The 25958-nt window shown below is 56.7% G+C and carries 17 protein-coding genes; 8 read left to right on the forward strand and 9 right to left on the reverse strand.

The genetic code is table 11. The features are described 5' to 3' along the window. Window positions 1-504: 504 nt before the first annotated feature. The 3 genes from LVE68_RS11415 (at window position 505) to LVE68_RS11425 (ending at window position 5567) form a co-directional block, all read left to right on the forward strand. A complete protein-coding gene (locus LVE68_RS11415) occupies window positions 505-2733 on the forward strand; it encodes a TonB-dependent receptor (RefSeq protein ID WP_232940501.1) in 2229 nt (742 codons plus the stop codon). A gap of 118 nt (window positions 2734-2851) precedes the next feature. Next, window positions 2852-4330, forward strand: coding sequence for an adenosine deaminase family protein (locus LVE68_RS11420; protein WP_232940502.1), 1479 nt, complete (start codon window positions 2852-2854; stop codon window positions 4328-4330). Between the two features lie 64 nt (window positions 4331-4394). Further along, window positions 4395-5567: a purine nucleoside permease gene (locus LVE68_RS11425; RefSeq protein WP_232940503.1), complete on the forward strand. Its 1173-nt coding sequence runs from the start codon at window positions 4395-4397 to the stop codon at window positions 5565-5567. A 65-nt stretch (window positions 5568-5632) separates the two neighbouring features. Here LVE68_RS11425 and LVE68_RS11430 read toward each other — a convergent pair whose 3' ends face one another. The 7 genes from LVE68_RS11430 to LVE68_RS11460 form a co-directional block, all read right to left on the reverse strand. Further along, complete coding sequence (locus LVE68_RS11430) at window positions 5633-6517, reverse strand: hypothetical protein (RefSeq protein ID WP_232940504.1); 885 nt, start codon at window positions 6515-6517, stop codon at window positions 5633-5635. A 386-nt stretch (window positions 6518-6903) separates the two neighbouring features. After that, window positions 6904-7488 (reverse strand): hypothetical protein, encoded by a 585-nt coding sequence (locus LVE68_RS11435; RefSeq protein ID WP_232940505.1) that lies wholly within the window; start codon window positions 7486-7488, stop codon window positions 6904-6906. Between the two features lie 1036 nt (window positions 7489-8524). Then, a complete protein-coding gene (locus tag LVE68_RS11440) occupies window positions 8525-9949 on the reverse strand; it encodes a class-II fumarase/aspartase family protein (RefSeq protein WP_232940506.1) in 1425 nt (474 codons plus the stop codon). 83 nt (window positions 9950-10032) lie between these two features. Then, window positions 10033-11538: an SLC13 family permease gene (locus tag LVE68_RS11445; protein WP_232940507.1), complete on the reverse strand. Its 1506-nt coding sequence runs from the start codon at window positions 11536-11538 to the stop codon at window positions 10033-10035. Between the two features lie 87 nt (window positions 11539-11625). After that, window positions 11626-14541: a TonB-dependent receptor domain-containing protein gene (locus tag LVE68_RS11450; protein ID WP_232940508.1), complete on the reverse strand. Its 2916-nt coding sequence runs from the start codon at window positions 14539-14541 to the stop codon at window positions 11626-11628. 154 nt (window positions 14542-14695) lie between these two features. Next, entirely contained in the window at window positions 14696-15184 is a 489-nt protein-coding gene (locus LVE68_RS11455; protein WP_232940509.1) for a FecR/PupR family sigma factor regulator, read from the reverse strand. Next, on the reverse strand, window positions 15171-15812 hold the full coding sequence (locus tag LVE68_RS11460; RefSeq protein ID WP_232940511.1) for an RNA polymerase sigma factor: 642 nt from the start codon (window positions 15810-15812) through the stop codon (window positions 15171-15173). Before LVE68_RS11460 ends, LVE68_RS11455 begins: the two co-directional genes overlap by 14 nt. Before the next feature lie 144 nt (window positions 15813-15956). On the opposite strand from LVE68_RS11460, the gene LVE68_RS11465 reads away from it, so the two are divergent. Next, a complete protein-coding gene (locus tag LVE68_RS11465) occupies window positions 15957-16763 on the forward strand; it encodes a hypothetical protein (protein WP_232940513.1) in 807 nt (268 codons plus the stop codon). A gap of 24 nt (window positions 16764-16787) precedes the next feature. Here the strand turns inward: LVE68_RS11465 and LVE68_RS11470 are convergent, their stop codons facing one another. Then, window positions 16788-17369 (reverse strand): TIGR00730 family Rossman fold protein, encoded by a 582-nt coding sequence (locus LVE68_RS11470; protein WP_232940515.1) that lies wholly within the window; start codon window positions 17367-17369, stop codon window positions 16788-16790. Between the two features lie 56 nt (window positions 17370-17425). Next, on the reverse strand, window positions 17426-18382 hold the full coding sequence (locus tag LVE68_RS11475; RefSeq protein ID WP_232940517.1) for a SphA family protein: 957 nt from the start codon (window positions 18380-18382) through the stop codon (window positions 17426-17428). 443 nt (window positions 18383-18825) lie between these two features. On the opposite strand from LVE68_RS11475, the gene LVE68_RS11480 reads away from it, so the two are divergent. The 4 genes from LVE68_RS11480 (at window position 18826) to LVE68_RS11495 (ending at window position 25837) form a co-directional block, all read left to right on the forward strand. Further along, window positions 18826-20616, forward strand: coding sequence for a DUF885 domain-containing protein (locus tag LVE68_RS11480; protein ID WP_232940518.1), 1791 nt, complete (start codon window positions 18826-18828; stop codon window positions 20614-20616). Between the two features lie 101 nt (window positions 20617-20717). Then, window positions 20718-22379 (forward strand): dsDNA nuclease domain-containing protein, encoded by a 1662-nt coding sequence (locus tag LVE68_RS11485; RefSeq protein ID WP_232940519.1) that lies wholly within the window; start codon window positions 20718-20720, stop codon window positions 22377-22379. Further along, window positions 22376-24535 carry a DEAD/DEAH box helicase gene (locus LVE68_RS11490; protein WP_232940520.1) on the forward strand — a complete coding sequence of 720 codons (2160 nt, stop codon included), beginning with the start codon at window positions 22376-22378 and terminating at the stop codon, window positions 24533-24535. The genes LVE68_RS11485 and LVE68_RS11490 overlap by 4 nt, the downstream gene beginning before the upstream one ends. Window positions 24536-24682: 147 nt before the next feature. Beyond that, window positions 24683-25837 carry a hypothetical protein gene (locus LVE68_RS11495; RefSeq protein ID WP_232940521.1) on the forward strand — a complete coding sequence of 385 codons (1155 nt, stop codon included), beginning with the start codon at window positions 24683-24685 and terminating at the stop codon, window positions 25835-25837. Window positions 25838-25958 lie beyond the last annotated feature (121 nt).

The raw sequence follows: 25958 nt of genomic DNA on the forward strand, positions 1-25958 counted from the left end.
GAATTTCGCGTGTCCAGTCCCCGTCATCGAATAGCCACAGGGGCAGTGAGGGATTGTAGGCGCTGTGCATGCGGGAGCCAATGTGGTTCGGCGCGCCATGCCCTGTAAAGGTGCAGTTTTATCACCGTGCCCAGCGCGATGAGCTTTTATGGTGCATAGTGGCCGGGCGTGATCAGCCTGCTTTGCCGGAACGATAAGAGTGAAGCCTGATAACAGGCATACTGATCTGGTCACCATCGACTTGCAGGCAGTTCCCTTGCGATTTTCCAGCCAGTTGGCACGCCGGTTGCTCATTGCACGTCGGTATAAAAATTATGTGAATTCAATCGTGTTTCCTATTTGTGGCCGGTCACCCTGTGGGGCCCGGCAGCGCGGCTCCCGGCCCGCGCCCACAGCCAGGCTGCCGCAAGAGCAGCGCGGGACACGCTACCCCAACCACGAGAACCCATGGCCAGCGGCCGTCCCTACGGGAACGGCCGCTGGCTGCTTCAAGGAAAAAGATAAATGAGCAGAGTAATTACCCCGACCCTACTCGCGAGTGCCATTGCGGCCACGGTTCCGGCAGCGTTCGCCCAGGACACTGAAGGCAAGCGCCTGGAAGAGGTCACGGTGACTGCGCAGAAGCGCGCGGAGAGCCTGCAGGACGTGCCCATCTCCGTGGCGGCGCTGTCCGGGGAGCGTTTCGACAGCATCTTCTCCGCCGGCGACGATATCCTCGCGCTGGCGGCGCGGGTGCCCAACCTGTACGCGGAATCCTCCAACGGCCGCGCCGCACCGCGCTTCTATATCCGCGGCCTGGGTAACTCCGACTTCGACCTGGCCGCCTCGCAGCCGGTATCCATCATCTTCGACGAGGTGGTGCAGGAAAACGTGGTGCTGAAGAGCTTCCCCATCTTCGACGTGGAGCAGGTGGAAGTGGTGCGCGGCCCGCAGGGCACCCTGTTCGGGCGCAACACCACCGCCGGTATCGTCAAGTTCGACAGCCGCAAGCCCACCTGGGAGACCGGGGGATATACGAAGGTAGCCGCCGGTGGGCTGGGTACTGCGAATATAGAAGGCGCCGTGGGTGGCAGCCTGGTGGACGACAAGCTGGCGGCACGGGTGTCGTTCCTGCGCCAGGAGCGCGGCGACTGGATCGACAATACCTATTCAGGTGGCCCCAGCGGCACCGGCGAGGAGGAGGCCATGGGCGGCTTCACCGAGCTGGCCGGCCGCGCCCAGCTGCTGTGGACCCCCACCGATGATTTCTCCGCGCTGCTGAATGTGCACCAGCGTGACCTGGACGGCACCGCCAGCATCTTCCGCGCCAATATCCTCGAGCCGGGTGCCGAAGGCAAGCTGAGCGATAACTTCGACCGCGATTCCGTCTACTACAACCAGGGCGACAACAACCCGCAGCAATACGAGAGCGCCGGCTCCTCCCTGAAACTGGAGTGGGACCTGGGCGACGTGATCCTCACCAGTATCTCCGCCTACGAGGGCGCCGACGGCCTCAGCAAGGGCGATATCGACGGCGGTGTGGCCGGCGACGGCCCCGGCTTTATTCCCTTCGATGCGGTCACCGAGGACCAGGCCGATGTCTCCCAGCTGACCCAGGAAGTGCGCCTGGCCAGCAATACCGCCAGCCCGCTGCAGTGGCAGGCCGGTGGCTTCTATTTTGATTCCGAGCTGGACGTCACCAGTATCGATGGTTTCTTCGGGGCCACCACCGTCAGCCACGGCAACGAGTCCTGGTCGCTGTTCGGCCAGACCTCCTACGACTTCACCCCGGCACTCACCGGTACCCTGGGCCTGCGCTACACCTACGACGAGAAGACCCTGGTGGTTGGGCAGCAGAACGTGGACGGCTTCGCCCTGCTGATCGGCGCCGCCGCCGTGCAGGACTACGAGCCTGTCAGTATCGATGACAACCAGCTGAGCTGGGAGAGCAGCCTCAACTACCAGCTGGATGACTTCTCCAGCCTGTATGTGCGCCTGGCGGAAGGTTTCCGCGCGCAGTCGATCCAGGCCCGCGACGTGGCCTTCGAGGGCAGCCCCTCGGTGGCGGACTCCGAGACCATCACCTCCTTCGAGGTGGGCTACAAGGCCGACCTTCTGGAAAACACCCTGCGCCTGAACAGCTCGGTGTTCTACTACCAGATCGACGACATCCAGCTGACCGCCGTCGGTGGTGGTGGCAACTTCAACCGCCTGCTGAACGCCGACAAAGGTGTGGGCCAGGGCTTTGAGGTGGACCTGGAGTGGGTGGCCACCGACAACCTGCTGGTCACCGCCGGTGCCGGTTTCGCCGATACCGAAATCCAGGATGCCGGGCTTACCACCGCGCCCTGCGGTTCCGGCCAGTGCACTGTCACCGACCCGCTGACCGCCGACGGCCTGGCGCTGATCGACGGCAACCCGTTCCAGTCCGCGCCGGAAACCATCTACAACTTCACCCTGCGCTACAGCCAGCCCGTGGGCACCACCGGCGAAGTGTTCTTTTACACCGACTGGGCCTACCAGGGGGAGACCAGCCTGGCGCTGTACGAGGCGAAGGAATACACCATCGACGGCCAGTTCGAGGGCGGCCTGCGCGTTGGCTACACCAGCTTTGCCGGCGACTATGAAGTGGCCTTCTTCGGCCGCAACATCACCGACGAGGAGAACATCAAGGGACAGATCGACTTCAATAACCTGACCGGCTTCGTCAACGACCCGCGTATCCTGGGCGTGGAGTTTAATAAAAACTTCTAACCCGGATATTGCGCCAGGGGCCACAATGACCGTGCCTGTGCAGTCATCGTGGCCCCTATGAAAGCGGGTAGCGGACCTGTAACTTGCGCGCCTACATAGGCAGATAAGAGAGATACCCATGACCAGCCTGAAGAGCAGCCGCAGTCACACCCTCTGTTCGCGGGTGGCGGGCCTGTTACTGGCACTAGTCGCAACGGCGGCCAGCGCCAGCGATGGCCAGTGGTTCGAGGAGTTCAAGGCAGAAGCCAGCGACGCCGATCTTTATCGCTTCCTGTATGCGCTGCCCAAGGGCGGCGACCTGCACAACCACCTCACCGGTTCCAACTTCAGTGAGTGGTGGTATGACCTGGCCACCGACCAGAAGCTGAACGGTGGCTACCAGTACTACACCCGGGTGCGCATCGATAACTGCGCCGGCTACGGCAGCAACATGTTCGGCATGGCGCCCTACCTGCTGTACTTCCGCAACCTGCAGGAATCCAGCTACCAGCAGCTGTCCGAGTGCGAAAAGGGCGAGTACAAGAAACTCGAGGCACTGGATCCGAAAGAGAAGGCCGCCTGGCTGGACAGCATCCGCCTGGACAAGGCGCACGAGGGCCGCGAGGAATTCTTCCAGACCCACTGGCAGCGCCTCAATGAGCTGGGCCGCAACCCGCATATCAACGCCGAGATGCTGGTGCGCAACATGCAGGCCTTCGCCCGCGAGGGGCTCAGCTACCTGGAGACCATGGAAGGCACGCGCTACTACCTGAAGCCCGATGGCAGCGACTATGCCCCCGACGCCGTGGCGGATATCTTCCGCGCGCGCCTGGCTGAGCCGGATGCCCGCGCCACGGACGTCACGGTACGCATGCAGTACTACCTGCTGCGCTTTACCGACAACGCCGAGCAGGACCTGGAGTGGATCTACAAATTCGTCGACCGCCACCGCGACCTGTTCGTGGGCATCAACTTTGTCGGCCGCGAGGACAACGACAAGGGGCACCCGCTGCGCTTCCTGCCCACCCTGCGCAAGATGCGCCGCGAGATTCCCGCAATCCCGCTGGCCATCCATGCCGGCGAGGTGGACGAGCCCAACCAGCATGTGCGCGATACCCTGTTGCTGGGCGCCAGCCGCATCGGTCATGGCGTCAACCTCATCAGCGACCCGGACACCATGCTGCTGATGCGCAACAGTGACCACCTGGTGGAAATCAACCTGATCAGTAACCTGCTGCTGGAGTACGTGGACGATTACAGCCAGCACCCGTTTCCCGAGTACCTGCGCACCGGTATCCCGGTCGCCCTGTCCACCGATGACCGCGGCATGTGGGATTCCAACATGACCGATGAATACTTTGTCGCGGTCAAGGAGTTCAACCTGTCCTGGGAAGAGCTGGTGTCACTGGGGCGCAACTCGCTCAAGCATGCCTTTGTCGACAAAGAGACCCGGCAGCAGCTGCTGCGCGACTACGAGCTGCGCGTCGATGCCTTCCGCAAGCGCCTCGAGCATCGTGGTACCGCAGTGCTCGGTGACGTGGTGCCCCGCAGCCACGGCTTTACCTGCGAACATTATGGCCTGTGCGAGTTCACCACACCGGTCACCGCCGCCAACTGAACTGCTGAACCGAGAGCCCCATATGCATCCTGACGATGGACTGCAACAACGAGAAGAGAAAAAGATGTTGAAAAACTTTTCCCCGGCCCGCCTTGCCCACGCGGCGATCCGCTCCCCCCTGGTACTGATCCCGCTGCTGCTGGGCCTGCTGTTCCTGGCCGCCTGCGAACAGCGCGATGCCGGGGCCGTCGCCGGCGCGCAGGAACCCATCCCGGTCAAGGTGGTGGTGATCAATATGTTCGAGATCGGCGAGGACCAGGGCGATACCGCCGGTGAATTCCAGCTGTGGAAAGAGCGCCAGCAACTGACCCAGCGCTTCCCCTTCCCGCAGTCGCACCACGACCTGTACCTGAACCCGGAAACCGGCGTGCTGGGCATGGTGACCGGCATGGGCACCAACAAGTCCGCGTCGGCGGTAATGGCGCTGGGCCTGGACCCGCGCTTCGACCTCAGCAAGGCCTACTGGCTGGTGGCCGGCATTTCCGGCTTCGACCCGGCCGACGGTTCCATCGGCTCCGCCGCCTGGGCCGAGTGGCTGGTGGACGGCGACCTGATGCACGAGATCGACAGCCGCGAAATCCCCGAAGACTGGAGCACCGGCATCTTCCCGCTGTTCAGCAAGGGCCCCTACCCGGAAAAGCGCCCGCCCAACCAGGGCGAGGTATTCCAGATCAACGGTGATCTCACCGAGTGGGCCTACCAGCTGACCAGGGACACGGAGCTGAGCGACGATCCCACCATCGCCGAGAACCGCGAGCACCTGGAAGGGTACCCCAATGCCCAGCGCAAGCCGTTCGTCATGAAAGGGGACAACCTGGCCGGCATGACCTTCTGGCACGGCGAGCACCTGAACCAGTGGGCAAACAAGTGGGTGGACTACTGGACCGAGGGGCAGGGCAGTTTCGTCTCCTCCGCCATGGAAGACACCGGCACCGCCCAGAGCCTGTTCTACCTGGACCGCGCCGGCAAGGCCGACTACGACCGCCTGATGGTCCTGCGCACCGCCAGCAACTTCACCGTACCGCACCCGGGCATGACCGCCGCCGAGAGCCTGCTGAGCGAGGGCGAAGACTACGCCGGCCTGGCCATCGCACTGGAAAGCGCCTACCGCGTGGGCAGCCGCGTGGTGAACACCCTGGTGGATAACTGGGATGTCTATGCGGAGCAGATGCCGTATGAATCGGCAACTGATAGCGATAGAAACGACAGTAAAATGAAAGCTGAAAAAGCTGAATAAAAAATACTGTTAACTAAACAGAGAGCACGAAAAGCTTTCTGTGAATAGGTTTCCTGGCCAGAAAACTACTCCCCCGGATTGGTGATTACCATCCGGGGGGCCTCATTTATATAGTCAGATGCCCACTGATTCGGATTTGGAATCGGGTAAGCCATAAAGCTAAACTGAAGCTCAACAAAAGGATGGGTATGATTATCAAATGGCGGTAGGCCAATCGCTTCTCTCTGCTTGGTGAGACTGTCGTAAATTTCTTTCGCAGAAGAGGAAATATTCATTTTCTCTGACTCACTGAGCGAAACTCCGCTTCTATGGAGTTCATGCAGACTCACTAGAATCCCCTCCGGATCCCCTCGCATAGCGGCAACTTCAGCGTAGACAAGCATTGACTTGAGATTGACCAATCTATCAACTTCTTCCAAGTCTCCGGACCAGAGATTTGTACGGAAGATAGAGACCATTTCGGTCAGTGGTTCAGTCGGCCCATAAGCAGCAGATATGAGTCGGGCTTGTATCGCTTCTTCTTCGTAACCTTCCCTGTCAAGGGTGTCCGCCCAAAGATCCATTGCGATCAAATCTCCCTGATTCGCGAGCTTCCAGAGAGTGTCTCGGTCATAACTCAAGTAGAGGCCCAGCTCTTCTTCGCTGAAATAGCCCCTTTTTCTCTTCCACTTCTGAGAGTCAGCTTCGAGCGATGATAACTCCTGAGAGCCAAGAATTTGGAAAGAAGGAGATCTCCTTTCCCCAGTATTCTTGTTACCCGGAGAAGGTGTGATTTCAGAAGAGGAGTTGATGTCGTCGGCTGCGGCTACTCTTTCAGGGTGACTATGCAGGTTGAATCGCTTTAAATAAGCAACGCTAATAGTGAATAGCAGCGCCAAAAGAAAAGCTAAAGTTGATAAATAGAGTACGTAATGATGTTTCCTGAGTAATTTGATTCTGTTTAAGAACATGGCCTTCCTGGCTCGTCTCTATCTAGCATAATTAGAAAGGGTTTATATATGCGACTACTAAATCGACCCGAGTTTCGATCTCCCTGACATTGGGTGTATTAATCCAGGCTTGATAGCTGAGCACGCAAATTAAACCCAAGTGTTATAAGATGTATTACCGCATTAAAATAGCGGAAGAAGTTGTCCTCAGACTTGAAAACTGCACTATTTGCTATGTAGTGGTCAATTATTGCCCAGCTGATCACCGTTACTATCCATAGGGTAATAAATAGGTGATATCTCTTTTTTCTGCCAGTTTGAGTTTTACTTGATTCGTTCTCGGCTTTGCCTGTGGAAAAGTTTTCGAAATCAATTCTCTGATCGCTCAATTTACTATCCCTCAGTGATTACTTGCATCTTTCAGAGGCAAGTTTAGCTTGTTGTTTGCACCAGCCAGCAGCTTTTTCATATAGTGCCGTGCAGAATGCTGCAGCTCCGACTCCTGATGTTGTCTCTGCGCTACCAACAAAGGCTTTTGGTAGTCTCCCGGATGCACCGACACCAAATTGGATGAAAGGGTAAAGGCACAAACCAGTACCATATACCTTATACGTCCTTTTACAATTACTTTCAGCCTTTCTATATTTGTTTATACACTCCTCCTTGCTGTCTTTCTTATTGTTTTGTTTATCCTTGTTCCCAGGATACGCTGGTCGTGACGGTGGCCTGGGGAAGGGAGCTGTCGGCCCGGCGGGAGGGGAGTAGATTGGCGGTGCATAGTCAGGTAACGGACGACCGGTAACATCGATACACTCCAAAATCTTCGGCGGAGCACATTTATGATTATTGGCCATTGATTCAGAAGGTAAGACGCTAATTGATAAAAGAATACAGGCGGCTGGTAGCAATCGGTATTTTTCGATAGATGTGGATGAGCTGTATATTATGAAATTCTTTAATTTACAAATAGAAAATATTTTGAAGTAAGACATGTAGCATCCTTGCTTAAGTTATTACTAGTAGATACCTCCGTTGTCAGTTGGAAATTATCAATCGGAATTTGTGTCGACAATGCTTGCAAACCGTTTTAGTTAAAACTTGGCGCGAAAAATTTGAGCTTTTACCTTACTAGAAAATTCTTTTCTTCGTTTAAGATAATTATAAATTTATATTGGAGATAACTTTAATTTTTCAGGTTATTGGTGGGATATTATCGGTGGACGCCAAGAGGATTCTATGAAAGTTAATCTTGAACTTTTAACTAGGGGCTGTTCCGGATGTATGCGCTGCGGCTTTTGCCATTTCTTTGCCCAGCAGATCCCGAACAGGTTTCTAGATTAATATTGCTCGCTTATCGAGAGAATTATTTGGCCTGTAGTTCCCTAGCAGATCAATAATTTATCAAAGCTACTCTAGGGCACACGTATGAGTGGCTATTGGTATTCAGCATACAGCTCGTAGTACTCAGCAAAGAACCCGGGTACGCGCCTTCAATCAGTTACTTCCACACAATATAACTACGCTCGACTTTGTCCCCTGGTCAAATTTTGGGCGGTGGAAAATGTTGATAGCAGAGCGGTGAGGTCTTTTTTTGTTCATTCGCTCGTGTAGCCATGCAGGTGTACTTTTCGTGGGGCACACGCAAATCGTTGTTTTTTCACACGTTTTTTTCGGGGCCAGTAACCATGCGGTTCCGGCGGGATACTCAAAACTTATTCACAGATCTATCCCAAGAATGTGTTAGTAACCGGAATTTAATCATTGCCCTGTCGAGGAGTTGGTCCAAAAACAGTGCAGTGAGTACTTGCTGACCCTGCTTGCGGCAGCAAGGCTCGAATCGCCGGGTGTGAATAAATTGGCAAGGCGTGCATCGCAGTGCAAGTTGGCGGGGCCGAAACCGGGTTGGCAGGTTGTTCGACGGGGCGGGCCAGGCTTTTTAAACACAAGCCGGCGCCGGCTGTGGGAAAGTCGCCGGCCTGTGGCCGGCGGGGGTGAAGAGTATCTGTCGGTGGCAGCCGCAGGCCAGGGCTAGGGGGCCAGCATATGGTCCTGCTTGCGTGCCTCGCGGCAGTAGGCAATCACCGCCTCCACCTGCTGCGCCGCCAGGCCGGTATAGGTGGTGGCATCGAACAGTGCGTCCAGTTGTTCGCCGCTGAACAGCGGGCCCAGGTCGTCGCTGCGCTCGATTGCCTGGCGCAGGGTGATGCCCTCGTCCATGGCGTCGGTGGCCAGCTCGTGCAGGCGGGCATTGGCGGTGGTCTTGCCAATCTTGTCCGCCAGGGCAAAGGCCACCCGCTGGGACAGGATCATGCCGCCGGTCTTGTCCAGGTTGGCCCGCATGGCCTCCGGGTTCACCTGCAGGTTGGACAGCAGGCCCCTGGCGTCCGCCAGCATCTCTTCCGCATCCAGCGAGATCTCTGCCAGCAGGCGGTTGGTGCGCGAGGTATTGTCCCGCTCGAACACATTGATCATGTCATCGGCAATGGTCTCCGCGGTGCGCGGGATGCGGCGGGCGTAGAACACCAGCGCCTCTGACTTGCTGGGGTTTTTCTTGTGCGGCATGGTGCTGCTGCCCACGGCAGTCTTGCGGCGAACCTCCAGGGTTTCGCCGATATCCGTCATCTGCAGCAGGAACAGCTCGTTGCCCACGCGCCCCAGCGAGCGGCTGATCATGGCCAGGGTACCGGCGTATTCGGCAATCACATCGCGCGCGCCGTGCCAGTCGTCCGCATAGGGTTCCTGCAATCCCAGGTGGCGGGCGAAGGCGCGTTCCACCTCGATACCCTTTTCACCCAGGCCCACGTAGCTGCCTACCGCACCCTTGAGGATGCCGGAGCGCAACAGGCGGCCATGCAGTTCCTTGAGCCGCTCGATGTTGCGGCGGTTTTCCCCCAGCCAGGTGCTCACCTTCTTGCCGAAGGTGATTGGCAGGGCGTGCTGGCCCAGGGTACGCCCGACCATCACGGTATTTTTGTGCTCATCCGCCAGGCGGATCATGATTGCTTCCAGTGCCCGCAGATCTTGCACCAGGGTGCGGGTGGCTTGCTCGAGCTGCAGCACCAGCGCGGTATCGTAGATATCCACCGTGGTTGCGCCGAAGTGCATATACTCGGCGGCCTTCGGGTCCATGGCCCGCTGCCAGACGTTCAGCAGTGCCACCATCCGGTGGCGCACCACGGCGTATTCACTGGCCAGGTCTTCCTGGGAGACATACTTCGTGCTGCCCTTCGCGGCCATCTCGGCCGCGGCCCAGTCGGGGATGATGTCCAGCTCGGCCTGGGCCGAGGCCAGCGCCACTTCGATATCCAGCACCTTCTGGGTCTTGTTTTCCGGCGAGAAAATTTCCTCGATGGATAGGGGCGGACTGTCCGGGGCGGCAGTTGCGGCCAGGGCGGGGCAGGTGGCCAGCAGGCCAAGGGCGCTGGCGGCGAGGAATTGCTTGATGGATGCCATGGGTAGGGCTCCTCTTTTGTCTCCGGCTTTTTTGTCCAGCCGGGGGCGGGCACCGGGGAACAACACCCCGGCGCCCGCAACGCTTACAGGCCCAGGACGCGCGGCGCCCACTGGGTGGCGACAATGGCCAGCAGTACCAGGCTGAGCAGGTTCAGTGTCACACCGGCGCGCACCATCTGCGGAATCGTCAGCATGCCCGAGGCATAGACGATGGCGTTCGGCGGCGTGGCCACCGGCAGCATGAATGCACAGCTGGCGGCCAGCGTGATCGGCACGCACAGCAGCAGCGGGGAAATATCGGCCTGCACCGCGATGGCGGCCACCGCCGGCAGGAAGGTGGCGGTGGTGGCCAGGTTACTGGTGAGCTCGGTGAGGAAAATCACCAGCCCGGTGGCTGCCACCACCAGCGCAATCACACCGATCGCCGACACCAGCGACAGGCTCTCGCCCAGCCAGGCCGCCAGGCCGGAGGCGGACACCTGTGAGGCCAGGGCCAGGCCGCCACCAAACAGCACCAGCACGCCCCAGGGCAGCCGGCTGACGTCCTGCCAGGTCATCAGTTGCTCCTGCCTGGAGTCACCGCTCGGCACCAGGAACAGCAGCATGGCCGCGGCCATGGCGATGCCGGCGTCCGAGAGCCCCTCGAGGCCGAAAGCCGATGACAGCGGGCGGCGCAGCATCCACGCCAGTACCACCAGCGCAAAGATGATGGCGACCCTTGCCTCGGGTTTGGAGATCGGGCCCAGCTCGGCTTTCAGTTCCTGCAGGTGCGCCTTTACCTCGGCGTTTTCCGGGATCTCCACCCGGTAGACCCAGCGGGTCAGCAGCAGCCAGCCCAGCGGCAGCAGCACGGCGGCCACCGGTACGCCGATCAGCATCCAGCGGGCAAAGCCGATCTCGATACCGTAGTTATCGGCCAGGAACGCGGCCAGCAGCGCGTTGGGCGGGGTGCCCACCAGGGTTGCCAGCCCGCCGATGGTGGCGGCGTAGGCCAGCGCCAGCAGCATGGCGGTCTGGAAGTGCGAGCGGGCGCGCTCAGACAGCCCCTCCACATTTTCCACAATGATCGCCGTCACCGAGATGGCGATGGGGAACAGCATCATGGTGGTGGAGGTGTTGGTCATCCACATGGACAGCAGGGCCGCCACCAGCATGAAACCGCCGATCATGCGCCGGCCGTCGGTGCCGGTGCGGCTCAGGATCATCAGCGCGATGCGCTTGTGCAGGTTCCAGCGCTCCACCGCCAGGGCCAGCACAAAGGCACCCATAAACAGGTAGATGATCGGGTTGGCGTAGGGGGCCGTGGCCTCCTTCATGGTGCTGATGCCCACCAGCTGGAAAGTGGCAATGGGCAGCAGCGCGGTCACGGGCACGGGGACCGCCTCGGTGGCCCACCAGGCCGCCATCCACAGGCCGATGGCCGCCACCTTCCAGGCCACCGGGTTCATGGTGGTCTGCACGTCGGCGAACAGCATCATCAGCACAAACAGTGCCGGCCCCAGCAGCAGCCCGATGCCCTGGTAGCCGGGGCGCTGGATGCCGGCGCCACTGCCGGGCTGGGAATGGGCAAGGTCGGGAGTATTGCTCATCGAATTTACCTCGGGAATATGCGCGAATTGGCGGGGCCGGTTTCCCGCAATAGTGCACTGCGGGAAACCGGCTTGCCAGTGCCTGGCTTAGAAGCTGGACTTCAGGCTCAGGTAGTAATAGCGGCCGTAGTCGCTGTGGGCATCGGAGAAGTAACCGAAGTAGCGGTCGGCCAGCGGCGCGCGCTCGTCGGTCAGGTTCTTGACCCCGAAGCGCACACGGTTGCTCGCGCCGGCGTAGTCGAAGCGATAGTCGACGGTGGCATCGTAGGTGGTCATCGACGGGATGACGTAGCGGGTACCGTCTTCCAGGGTCAGGGAATCCTGGTAGAAGTCGCCGATCCGGAAGCCGCTCAGGGACGCACCGAACTGGTCGTAACGCCAGTTCAGCTGCACCGAGTGGCGCTCTTCCTGGTTGCCGTTCTTGCCGATCAGGTCGGCAAAGCCGGCGACCGGGTAGTTGACCGGGATATCGCCGTTCTGCTGCGCCTGCACCAGTACTGCCGCATCGCCACCGGCATCCTGCTCGAACTGGGTGGTGAACGAGCCGTTGTACTTCAGGCCGAACTCACCGATATCGGTGTACAGGTCGTAGTAGATGCCCACGTCGTAGCCGGCCAGGGTGCGGGTGTCCAGGTTGGCATAGCGGTCGTTCACCGAGTCGATGCTGCCCGCGGCACAGATACCGGCGGCCTCGTAGAAGCCCGCCTCGTCGGGATCCACCTCACCGCGGCTCACCGCCGTGTTGCCCACCGAGCCGCAGTTGGCGGTGCCGTTCTGCAGGCGGTAGTACAGGTCCAGCAGGGTGTGGTTTTCCTCACCGAACAGGCCGATGGTGTCTTCCTTCTCGATGGACCAGTAATCCACGGTCACGGTCAGGCTGTCCAGCGGGGTGAACACCAGGCCCAGCGAGGTGTTGGTGGACTGCTCGGCTTCCAGTTCATCGCTGCCCTGGGCAATACGCTGGATCGAGTAGCTGCAGTCGAGCACATCCTGGTCCGGGTCGCCGCCGTTCTCGGCCGCATAGACGCAGGCCCAGTCGGTGGTGGAGCTGTTGCGGGCGATGATCTCCTCGTTGATGGTGACCAGGTTCGGTGCGCGGAACGCCTCGGACCAGGAACCGCGCAGCAGCAGCTGCTCAACCGGGCGGTAGCCGAAGGCCACCTTGCCCACGGTGGCATCGCCGAAATCGGAGAAGTCCTCGTGGCGCAGCGCCAGCTGCATGTCGAAGTTATCGAATACCGGCACCTGCAGCTCGCCGAACAGGGAGGTGACAGTGCGCTCGCCGCTGTTGTCCGGGGTCGGGCTGGAGTTCACCACGTCGGAGACAAACGGATAGGTATCGCCGTCCTGGTCGGTGAACTGGATGGTGCCGTCGAGGCGGTCATCGCGGTCGTCGACGAAGGATTCCTCGCGGATCTCGAAGCCCGCCAGCGCCGCCACCGGACCGGCCGGCAGGCTGAACAGGCCATTGTTGGAGAACTTCACGTCGAAGCTCTTCAGTTCGCTCTCGCTGTCGCGGCGCACATCGATCAGCGCGCGCTCGATATTGCTGTCCACGCCACCGCTCAGCGGGTTGTAGGCTGCCTCGGTGGTATCGTTGAGGGCTTCCTGCATCAGGGTGTTGGACACGCGGTTGCGGGTCACGTCAGTTTTCTCGTCGCGGTTCCACAGTACCGCGGTTTCCCATTCCCAGTCCCCCAGGTCGCCGCGCAGGCCCTGCAGCAGGCGGAAGTTGTCGCCGTCGTTCTCGACGATGCGCGGCAGCTCCGCAAAGCGGTAGTTGTCGAGGATGAAGTCCTCGCCGAACGGGTTGTAGGGGTTTTCCGCCGGGAACAGCAGCTCCGAGGTGGAGAAGGAAGCGGTCGGGTGGCGGGACATGGTGGTGGCAGAGCGGTACAGGCCGAACTCCGAGAAGCTCTCCATGCCGTTGCCCAGGTCGTGGTTCAGGAATACGAACAGGTTGCTGCGCTCCAGCTCCGAGCTCACATCGCGGAACTCGTTCAGGTTGTAGCGCTCGGTGCCCTGGCCGTCGACCGCGCCGCACACATACTGGTTGATGGCGTATTCGCAGCGCTCGTCACCCACCGGGTAGGTCTCCAGCTCGCCGCGGCTGTCGGTAATGCCGTCGATGCTGCCGCTGGGCATATCCAGCTGCGGGTACAGCGAGTTGGCGCTGTTGTTGCGGAACGCGGTGTCGTCGAACCAGGGGGAGTTTTCCGGGATACGCTCGCGCAGGTCGGCGTCGGCCCAGCGCGGGTCCTCGGAAGCGGCGATGCGGTCGCGCTGGTAGTGGCTGAAGAAGGCGCTCACATTGGTGCGGCCCTCGTTGAAGGTTTCGCCCCACTCGATGCTCAGCTTCTGCGTATCGCGCTCGAAGTTGTCGAACTCGGAATGCTTGACCGACACGCTGAAACCGTCGAAGTCGCTCTTCAGCACACTGTTGACCACACCCGCCACCGCATCGGCACCGTAAATCGCCGAGGCGCCGTCGCGCAGTACTTCCACACGCTGCAGGCCGGCGGTGGGCAGGATATTGGAGTTCACGGTGGTGACCGGCACAAAGCTGCCGCCCACTTCCTCGGTCTGGTAGGCCGCGGAATTCACCACCCGGCGGCCGTTCAGCAGCACCAGGGTATTGCCGGTGCCCAGGTTGCGCAGGTTGAAAGCGCCAATGTCGCCGCGCGCGGAGTTCACGCCACCGCTGATGTTCTCGGCTTCGTTGAAGTAGTTCTGCCCGTTTTCCGGGATCAGGGCCAGCAACTCATCGCCGGAGTCGACCCCCAGTGTCTCGATATCCTCGGCATTGATCACGGATACCGCCAGGGCATCATTGATCTGGGCACCCTTGATCTGGGTACCCACCACCGTTACCTCTTCCAGTGACTGGTTTTCGGTTGCCGCTGTGGTGTCGTCACTCGCCTGGCCCTGGATGGCCAGTGCCAGCGGGCTCATCAGCATGCCGGACAGCAGCGCCAGTGATCTTTTGCTGCGGAGTTCTCTCATCGCTTTTCTGCTCATGGTTGGCATTCCCTTATTGTTTGAATTGGGATCTTGTTAGAGTCGCGTGCAGGCCGGGACTGGCCCGGCAGAATTACCTCTAACTGGCTCAACGCATGGGCAGGCAAAATCCCCTAACGGGATAATGAAAAAAAGTTGGTCAATCGGCGCTGATCAGGTTTTGCTCAATTGACGGCGGCTGGGCGTAGTGGGCCGGTGCCGGTTCGGCGGACTGCCGGGGCTGGGAGGCGGGAGACTGGCCCAGGGAGAGGACCAGGCCGATGGCGATCAATGCCATGGCCACCACCGGTTGCCATTGCTGGCGGAATGATGGCGCGCTGGCGGCAGCGGCAGTGTCTGCTGGCGGTGCCGAAGGGGAGGGGGCCCGGGGTGTCGCGGGCTGCGGGAACAGCAGTACCCGGGGTGCATCGATCCGGGCGCGCACTGTGGACAGGGTGGCGGCGCGGGCGTACAGCTGCGACAGCTCATCGAAGGCCCAGCGGTGCGTCGGGTCCGCGTCCAGCCACCTGGACAGGCGCTGGCGCTCGTCGAGCGAGACATGGTCGGCGTCCAGGCGCGCGAGCCAGGCCGATGCCTGCTCCTGCACCTCGTCGGGGATGCCGATACAGAGCCACTCATCCAGCTGCAACTTTTCCCTCCCTGGCCGGTACCTGTTGGGTATTGATGGTTTCACCAGTAGCCTGATGCAAACCGCCTGCCACAATATGGTTGCGGCACAGGCGCATGCCCCGCGCCAGGTGATTTTCCACCGTCTTGGTGGAAATGCCCAGCACCTCGGCGATCTGCCCGTGGCTGAGGCCATCGATCTTGCGCATCACGAACACCTGCCGGCATTTCAGGGGCAGGGCATTGATGGCCGCCAGCAGCGCCCCCTGTTCCTGTTCCCGGCTGATGCGGCTCTCCACCGCCTCGTGGTGCGCCGGCATGGCCAGCTGCACCTGCGCACCCCGCTCCTCCACCACCTTCTGGTGCCGCAGGCGGCTGATGGCCTCGTTGCGGGCCACCCGGTAAAGGAAGGCGCGCGGTTCCGGCGCCCGGTCTTCCCGCAGTGCCAGCAGCAGTTTCAGGTAGGCCTCCTGTAGTACCTCCTCCGCCTGGGCGGGTTCCAGCATGCGGCGCAGGCTGGTCAGCAGCGGCTCGCGGGTTTCCGCGTGAATACCATTGAACAATTGCTCGACGTCCGGCGCCTGCCGGGACGCGGGCTTGCCGCCGGAAAACGGATTGAGCAGGAACCTGGACAGGAAACTTTTCGACATGGGCGCCTTTTCATTTTTATAGTATCGGAGCGCGCACCAGCGCTGGTATCGCCGGATAGTAGCATGCTGGCTGGCGGGGATTGTAGATATCCACAAGCCGATCTGTGGACAGAAACTGGTCACCGGTCGAAAGGGAACCACAAGATGAAGTATGTACTTACACTCCTGCTGGCCCTGTCACTGTGGGGGTGTGGTTCCCCGGCAACGGCACCGGCCGCGCCCGATCGGGCCGCCGCCCCGGCTATGGCCGCGCCGCTGCAGCGCGCCATGGTGGCGCCGTCGCTGGTGTACCGCGCCATCGAGGTGCAGCAACAGCTGGACGCCCGCGAGGGCCAGCCGCACGCGGCGGGCGAACCCTGGTTCCGGGTGGTGCCCGGGCGCATCCCGGTGGTGATCACCGCTCCCCACGCCACCCGGCCGCTGCGCAACGGCAAGCGGCGCTTCTCCGATGGCGGCGGCACCGCCGCACTGGCGCTGGCGCTGGCCGAGCTCACCGGCGCCCATGTGGTCTACACCACCGAAGAGGGGCCGTCCGACCCCAATTACCACGACGACAACGCCTTCAAGCGCGAGCTGGCAGGCCTGGTGCGCGAACTACAGCCGCGCTATGTGCTGGATATCCACGGCAGCCACGCCTTCCGCCCCTACGATATCGACCTGGGCACCATGCACGGCGAATCCCTGTTGGGGCAGGACCACCTGCAACAGGGCCTGGTCACCAGCCTGCGCAGCGAGGGTATCCTGAATATTTCCGGCAATTATTTTGCCGCGGCAAAAAACCAGACCATCACCAAGTTTGTCGCCGCCCTGGGGGTGCCCGCCATCCAGGTGGAGGTGAACACCACCTACCTGTCGCCGTCCGCCGGCAAGATCGAGGCGCAGCGCTTCAGCCAGCTGGCCCAGGCCATGGCCAGGTTTATCGAGTCGGGTTGGAAGCGGCCGCGGGGGTAACCGGACAGGGCGCCCGGGCTGCGGTTACAGTTCGTCCCGGGTCAGGCGCTGGTCCATCGCCGGCGGCTTATAGTCGTTCATCCTCGCCAGCAGGCCGGCGGGGGTGTCCGCCTCCAGCAGCATATTGCGGTACTGCGGCTGCAGCAGCTGTTCATTGACGCAGTGATCCAGGAAGCTGGCCAGGTGGCGGAAGTAGCCGGCCACGTCCAGCAGGCCGCAGGGTTTGCGGTGGAAGCCCAGTTGCGCCCAGGTGAGGATCTCGAACAGTTCTTCCAAGGTGCCCAGGCCGCCGGGCAGGGCGATAAAGCCATCGGAGAGCTGCTCCATCATCGCCTTGCGCTCGTGCATGGAGCCCACCACATGCATCTGGGTGACACTGGGGTGGGGCACCTCGCGCACCGCCAGGGCCTCGGGGATCACGCCGGTCACGCGGCCGCCGCCGGCCAGCACCGCATCGGCCACCGCGCCCATCACGCCGATACTGGCCCCGCCGTACACCAGCCCGATATCCCGCGCCACCAGCTCCGCCGCCAGCGCCTCGGCCGCCTGGCGGTACTCGGGCAGGCGCCCGGGGCTGGAACCGCAGTACACACAGATATTCTTCATGCTTTTATTCATTCCCCGTTGGTGGATTGGGCACTGCGCCTATTGTGCCCGCATCCTCAACGGTTTGCCCCCGGCTGGAACTGGTACACCACCTTCAGCCACACGTAATCGCCCTCCGGCGTATTCTCGGTATCCAGCTCCGGCAGCCAGCTGAGTTCCACCAGGAAGTTCTCGCTGCCCTTGGGCACCATGTAGCCGATTACCGGGCCGATGCCCGCCGTGCGCTGCTTGAAGTCCCCCTGGATAATGATGCCCGGCTTGCGGTCGTCGCTGATCTGGTCGGCCCAGAAACCGTTCAGGCCCAGGGTCAGGAAACCGCTACCGGCCTTGATCATCTGCTGGATGCTGGCGTCCAGGTGGAACAGCCGGCCGCTGCGGTAATTGGTATCGTCGTTCTCCTCGTTGAACATCACCCCGGCGAACGCCGAGAAATTAAAGCCCGCGGTGGGGTTGGTGTAGGCGGCGCCGCCCACCAGGTCCAGCGCCCAGTAGTTCAGCCCCTCGTTCGCCAGCCGGCCGGCCTCGTAATCGCCGGTGGGCGCGTGGGCAAAGGCGGCAAAATTGTATTGCCAGCAGTCGTCCTCCCAGGCCATCAACGCCGGCACCAGGGTGGTATCCCCCAGCCCGGACACGGAATCCCGCCGGCTGAAATTGCCCAGCGGGGTCTCCACCGTACCGGTGACGGTGACATCCACCCAGGAGGGGAAGGCGCCCAGGGTGTAGTCGGCACCCAGCACTTTCTTCTCGAAGGTATACAGCAGGCCCGGCACAAAGGCATCGAGTTCCACATCCAGCCCCAGCGCCACCAGGCCGGCGATGGGGGTTTCCGCCCCGGCACCGAAATCGCCGCTGTAGTGCATGTACTGCGGCTTGATCACCCAGCCCTCCTGCACCGGCGCCCGGTCGATCAGCGTGGCCATGGAGCCGGGCACGTAGTAACCGATACCGCCCTCGGTGGCGTGGCCGGCGCCGGACGCCACCAGCAATGCCAGCGCCGCCCACAGACGCCACAAAACCGCGCCCCGGCGGGTGCCGGCAACCAACGCACAAGCTTTACCGCTAATTCCCTGCATACCACTTTCCCCGACTTCCTTGCCCGTCGTTTCTTTCACTGCCGGTATGTGGGTGCTGACCCACATACCGTGGCGAGATACTCAGGAAAGTCTAGTTCGTACCCATGTACCAACCGCGAACTGCGGCATTGCCGGCGCGGGGTTGCTCGCAAATAGTGAGTTACGCGCCAACGGCCCCGCCGGCGTTGCCGCCCAATGGCGCGTCATTAAACCGGCACGCCGGTGCAATGTCGTGTAATCGAAAACTGCCGACCAACGGTTCACTCCTGCGACACACGTGGTAGAGTTTCGTGGCTTGCGTCACAAAGCTGCATTTAAAAGCAGCATCACAATAAAGGGCGCCGGCTCGATAACAACAATGCATAAAAATCGCGGAGCGTATTATGGCGAGCATCCTGGGGGCGCGTCTGAAGCACTTCCTGCCCATCCTGCTGGCATCCACCTTCTTCCTGGCCACAGCCACCAGCGCCCGCGCCGCCGACGCCGGCGAGCAGCTGCAGGCGATCATCGACGAGCACTGGCAGTACAGCCTGCGGGAAGACCCCATCATGGCCGGGCGCATGGGCGTGCCGGATTACAACGACCGCCTGCCCGACGTCACCGCAAAGGACCGCGCCCGCCGCCTGAAGGCCGAGCAGGACTTCCTCAAGCGCCTGCAGCAGATTGAAGGCGACGAACTCAGCCAGGACCAGCGCATCAACCGCGACCTGCTGGCCTGGGTGCTGGAAAACTCCATCGAGGGCAACCGGCTGTTTCTCGACCGCATCCCCTTCAACACCTTTTACGGTTTCTACAACTCCGCCGTGGAGGCCAACGATGGCCTGGCCATGAACGATGTCAAAGCTTACGAGGATTACATCGCCCGCATCCGTGACTTCGGCCGCTACTTTGACGAGAACATCGCCAATATGCGCCAGGGCATCGAGGACGGCTTCGTACAGCCGAAGATCGTGGTGCAGGGCATTGCCCCCACCGTGCGCGCCCAGGTGTACGACGACCCCACCGAGAGCCGCCTGTACAAACCCTTCGAGAAAATGCCGGACTCCATACCGGCCACAGAACAAAAGCGCCTGCGCACCGAGGGCAAGAAAGCCATCGACGAGGTGGCCACCCCGGCCTTCGCCCGCGTGGCCGAGCTGCTGGAGGGCGACTACATGCAGGCCGCCACCGACAGCATCGGCGCCGAGCAGCTGCCCGGCGGCAAGGACTACTACCGCCACGGCATCAAGACCTACGTCACTCTGGATATGGACCCGGCCGAAATCCACAAGATCGGCCTGGCGGAAGTAAAGCGCATCCGCACGGAAATGGACGAATTGATCGAGCAGAGTGGCTTCGACGGCAGCTTTGAGGAGTTCACCGAATTCCTGCGCACCGACAAGCAGTTCTATGCCCAGACCCCGGAAGAGCTGCTGAAGGAAGCGGCGTATATCTCCAAGAAGATCGACTACCGCCTGCCGGCCCTGTTCGGCAAGCTGCCGCGCCTGCCCTACGGCGTGGTGCCGGTGCCGGACGCCATCGCCCCCAACTACACCACCGCTTCCTACAACCCGGCGGCCATCGGCGGCACCCGCGGCGGTGCCTACTGGGTCAACACCTACGCCCTGGACCAGCGCCCGCTGTACGAACTGCCGGCCCTGACCCTGCACGAGGCCGTCCCCGGCCACCACCTGCAGGGCGCACTCAGCCAGGAACTGGAAAACGTGCCGGAATTCCGCAAGGGCCTGTACCTGAGCGCCTTCGGCGAGGGCTGGGCACTCTACTCCGAGCGCCTGGGCAAGGAGATGGACGGCATCTACACCACCCCCTACGAACACTTCGGCCGCCTCAGCTACGAAATGTGGCGCGCCGCCCGCCTGGTAATCGACACCGGCATCCACTCCCAGGGCTGGACCCGCCAGCAGGCGCTGGACTTCCTCGCCGACAACACCTCCCTGTCAAAAGCCAACGTGCGCGCCGAGGTAGACCGCTACATCTCCTGGCCGGGCCAGGCGCTGTCTTACAAGATGGGGGAGATCAAGATTCGGGAGTTAAGGGCGAAGGCTGAAAAAGAGCTTGGGGACAAGTTTGACCTCCGGGAATTCCATGATGCGGTTTTGGTTAATGGGGCTTTGCCGATGGGGATGTTGGAACACGAGCTAAAGAAAAATTTCACCCAAGCCGAGAAGAATTAGCCGCAGCCTGACATAGTTTGTCTAGATCTGGGCGCTTCATCAGTTCAAAGATAATAATTAATTAAGAACGGCTTTTAACACATTGATGGGCTATAGCAGAAATGGCTAAATCTGATAGCGGTGGTATTGGCGCTAAAAAAGGGTTTCTATATCAGGACTATGTTGCGGCACTCAACGCACTTTATATGCTGTTGAATAAGAGCATAAAAGAAATTCGATGCGAAGTTTCCGATGACATAGATGTCGTATACGATGATTACGTCGAGTATGTTCAAGTAAAAACGACTAAAGCGGAAAAAGCCTGGCAGATTGGCGAATTCACAAAAACTTCGTATAAAGAGAAGCAAACTAAAACCGGAAAGAAAAAGAAAGAATACGGTAGTGACTCTATTTTACACAAATCATTAGATTGCGATAAAGAATCTTTGCCGGCTCGCTTCCGCATCGTAACCCCCCGTGACATTTGTGCGAACCTCTCTTACTTAAAGGTGCCGCTTAAAGAGCGAAAAAGCATAGATGGCCGATGTAAAATACTAAAATCATTACGTAACAGGTTGAAGAATTACAGATCGCCGAATAATAACGATGTAGAGTACTGGCTCGATAATGCTGTCTGGGAGGTGATCCCATCAATCGAGCAAATGTGCTTGGAGGCCAATAAGATAATAATGACCGTAGCCTATGAGCATTTCGGCATACATGTCAACCCTACCCGCGATCCTCAAAGAATTCTAAATGATCTTCTCGTAAATATTATTGAGAAAAGTGCAACGTCGATAGTATTGCGTAGCGAAGAGAACAAAATTTATAACAGAACAGATTTCATAGATTGGTTTAGGCGAGAGGTTATGCATTGCGCCGAATCGGCTAGGCAGCACTTAAAGGTATATACGACTGACCGATCAAAGCTCGAAGCCATTCTAGATGAGTTTCTTATAGATGATGAGATTTTTTCTTTTTCTGGTGAAAAATCCTGTCGCGGGCTAAAAGGGAGCTATCATAGAAAGAAATATAACTACATAAATATTTCAAAGGGAATTCGTAGGTGGTTGCCCGAGGTTCTATTACGGCCAAATGAGCTTGCTGACCAATCTCCAGAAAATTTAGAAGCCATAATTAAACGTTATGCTAAGGCTAAAGCGCAGAGTCTCTCCGAAATAGATAGTCTCATTGCGAACGTTCTACTTCACTCAACTATCCGCACCAGTTATGGATCGCAACCAGTTGCTGCAAGCCTATATGTCGATGATGGAAAAGCTACATGCTTCGATAATATACACATTATCGTTCATGATCATGCCCCTGATATATTGCTCATGGGCTTCAGTCATCTGATTATTGATAATGTAAAGACCACGTTAGAAAAAATAACAGATGAGTTTGATCATTTACTTGAATCTGACGCGTTCAGCAACAGGAACGAGAAAATTTTAGAAGACAAGGAGGATGGTTATCTACTGAAGCATGATGTCGATGATATATTGAAAGCCAATACTTCACTAGATGAAAACTTAGACCGATTTCTATTTGCATTTTTTCTTGGTTATGAAACTAACATTTTGAAATGTTCTGAATCAGATATGGTGGGTGACTATCTGATAGATCTCAAGGATGAAGTGAGATTTCATTTCCAGAGATTGATAGAGAAGCTAATTAAAAAAGATAGTTATTTTGAAGATTTACATCTTCATGTATACATATATCCAATACCGTCGGTTAGTGCATTAAAGCAGACGGTTAGAGGGGAGATGGAGGGGCCATGATCGCTGATTCAAACCCTAAAGAATGCCTTGAAGGTGTTCGAAATGATTCATTAACTCCATTTATGTATTTAAAGCAGGCAAATAAGTGTCTTTCCTCGCCCGCAGAACAACCAATTGGTCGAGAATATATAATTAGAGCATTGAATGAGTTTGATAGATTTCATAATCATAAAAGTCTGCTAAAAAACCTAGTCCGTAAGGCCGGTCTTTACCCATACTTGCAGAAATATTTTTCGTCTAGTGAAGCTCTCGATGTCGAACTTGTGAGCTCTTTATATCAGAGCAGCTTGGACCGTGAATTCATTTTTCATGCCCAGCAGGCTAGAGTTTTCAATCTACTTATGTCGGGAAGGAATGTCATCCTCAGTGCCCCTACCAGTATGGGGAAGAGCGCGATCGTAGATTCGCTAATTGCCACTAGTAGATTTAATAAAGTAGTAATTGTTGTTCCAACAATAGCTTTGATTGACGAAACGAGAAGGCGTATACAAAGTAGATTTGGTAGGGAATATCAAATTATTCATCATGGTTCCCAAGCGATAAGAAAAGATAGAGTCGTGTATGTTTTGACTCAGGAGCGAGTTAATGAGCGAGAAGATATAAAAAATATAGACTTATTCATTATTGACGAATTTTACAAGCTCGGCTTCAACAAGGAAGATAAGGCGCGAGCTATAGCTCTCAACATAGCATTAAGCAAATTGTTAACAGTTTCTAAGCAGTTTTACATGATTGGCCCTTATATTGATGGGGTTCGAGGCTTGGAAGCAGTAAAGCAAGAGTATGTGTTCATCCCAACTGAATTCAACACCGTTGCGCTTAACTATTTTGAATATAACTTGAAACCTAATGATGTAACATCCAAGAATAGATCGCTAAAAACCATAATTAAAAATCATGAAGGACAAACAATCATATATTGCCGATCACAAAATTCTATTGAACAAGTGGTATCTTCACTAAGCTGGATGAATACTGAAGGCTTATCAAATGAGATGGACAACTACTACAAGTGGCTAAAGAATTTTTACGGAAGAAATTGGTGCTACACCAGGGCACTTAAAAGGGGCGTGGCCGTCCACCACGGAGCGCTACCGCGGGCTTTGCAGCAGAAAGCTGTTGATATGTTTAATAGCGGGGCGGTTAAATATTTAATCTGCACGTCGACTCTAATTGAAGGTGTGAATACTGTAGCAGAGAATGTGGTAATTTATGATCACAGGCGCTCCAATACCTCAATAGATGAGTTCACGCGTCGGAATATTTCTGGTCGAGCAGGACGGATGAACCATCATTTGGTTGGAAACGTCTTTTTTCTAGAGTCTCTACCAAAAAGCTGTACTGAATCAAACGTTGTAGATATGCCGTTAGGCCAGCAAGATGCAAATACACCGCTGAATTTATTGGCTGGCTTGGAAAGAGAGCATCTTTCAGACGCGGGAACTCAGCATCTAAATCGATTCAAAGAGGTATCTTCTTTACCTTTAGAATTTTTAAAGGAACACGCGTCCTATGAAGTCGAAAGCCTTGGTGAAGGATATGGTTACATTTCAGAGCTTACTAATAATGAGATAATCAAGCTGAAATCGAAGAAATCACCAGGTCGAATCCAATTAGACCTTATAGTTAATTTTATAAAAATCGTTGAGTACCGTGCTTTACAAAGGTTGAGCCTCCATTTTCAAGATAATGATGATCTTAAAAATAGAATCGGATGGTATATTTACGCGAACAGCCATTCTGAATACATTTGCGATAGGCTGAAATACATTTACGAAAGATATGAGAGTGTAAGCGAGCAATCAGCAGCGACGGATAGAGAATTAAAGATTGCACGCAATATTTTCAAGCACGCAGTTCCTAGAGCATTAATTCTGCTGCAAGACCTCGTTAATTTTGAACTTAAAATACGCAAAATTGAAGCTGAGTGCGACTTGGGGCACTTGGTTCATGTTTTTGAGAATTCACATTTGCCGTCCAATTTCTCTGCTTTGGAAGAAATGGGAATTTCTATAGAGACTTTAGAAAAGATCGTAAACGAGCGCCTGGCAGTTAGAAGGTTAGAAACGTTAGCAAGGTATGTAAGACAGAATTATAAAAAGTGTCAGCAGCTTGATGTGATCGATAGAATGTTTATTAATTTGGCATTGCGCTAGGCCACCGGAAGAATCAACGTAAAAAACAGCTCTACATTCGGCATCGCTGCAGCAATTCTTTCTGGGATTGGAGAGGACAATTCCCAGATAAAGGCTGCTGCGCAAAAACAAACTATAATTATTTGGTTAATGAGCTTGAAGAGTCTGATGAAAAAAACAGTTTACATACTAGGTGCAGGCTTCTCACGGCAAGCAGGTGCGCCAACACAAGCAGAAATAATTGACTATGCGTTCAAGCTGTATGAAGAGTGTCCAAATAATTACAATAAAGAATATTTTTTTAAATTTAAAAATTTCATTGAAGAGCAACTTAATATACCCTCGAATGAATTCTCTAATATAGACTTGGAAGATATATTTACTCCATTAGATCGTTGCACTGCAGAAAGGTCCCAGTTTAGGGGGGTCAATCTCAGCCACATCATGGAAGTACGTGAAGCGGTCGTCTATGTGATTGGAATGACGATCCAGCTTTTGTTGAACGGTTCTTATGATTCAAAAGATTATATCGATAGATTTGCTAGCTACATAACTAGTAAGTGTTCAGTTAGGGCCGGTTTAAATTATAGGTTGCAAGATCCCGTAAGTATTGTTAGTACTAATTGGGATATTCTCCTTGATAATTCAATTTATGAAACGTTAAGAAATAATCAAGGATACAACGGAGTAGTGGATTACTGCTGCTATATTAGCGCAAAGAATGAGAGTGATGAGTCTGTTAAGTCTGTTAAGTCAGGTCTAGAAAAGCTCGGACAGGGAGGATTTAATGTTAAGCTGTTAAAATTGCATGGATCATTAAATTGGCTTCAGTGCCCAAGATGTTCAAGGTTGTACGCAAATTTTGGGTATAAAGAGGCAATAAATAATTATAAGAACCCTACTTCATGCCGCCATTGTGATGATAATTTTCCCGAGCATTCTGGTAAGCATACACTGATGGCGAACTTAATCATGCCTACCTATTTGAAGGATTTGTCTAATCCACAGTATCGAATTATTTGGCAAAATGCAGGAATAGAAATATCAGAGGCTAGTGAAATAGTTTTTATCGGATATTCACTCCCGCATGCTGACTTCGAACTGCGCCAGCTATTGTCGAGAATGACTAGGAAATCTGCACGAATTACAGTTGTTGACTCTCGTAAAGTCGACGAACAAGATATGGTGAAAGCACATTGGAGGAAGTTCTTTGGTAGTAGAGAAATAGAATTTGATTTTTCTGGAGCAAGCGCATTCGTAGCAAGGCTAATTCGTGAAGCCAATGATTCCATAGCAGACGCTGCTGAACCAACAGCACTCTAAGCGTAAAAAGTTATTAGTAGAATAAAAAAGGACACCCACCAATCGAGTGCCGAATAACCGGCCAACGCCCACCGATCGAGTGATTCCCGGTAGGTGCCTCCGGATTAGGTTGCTTAGTATT

Origin of the sequence: Microbulbifer sp. YPW16 (assembly GCF_021290385.1) — a bacterium.
Taxonomy (GTDB): Bacteria; Pseudomonadota; Gammaproteobacteria; order Pseudomonadales; family Cellvibrionaceae; genus Microbulbifer; species Microbulbifer zhoushanensis.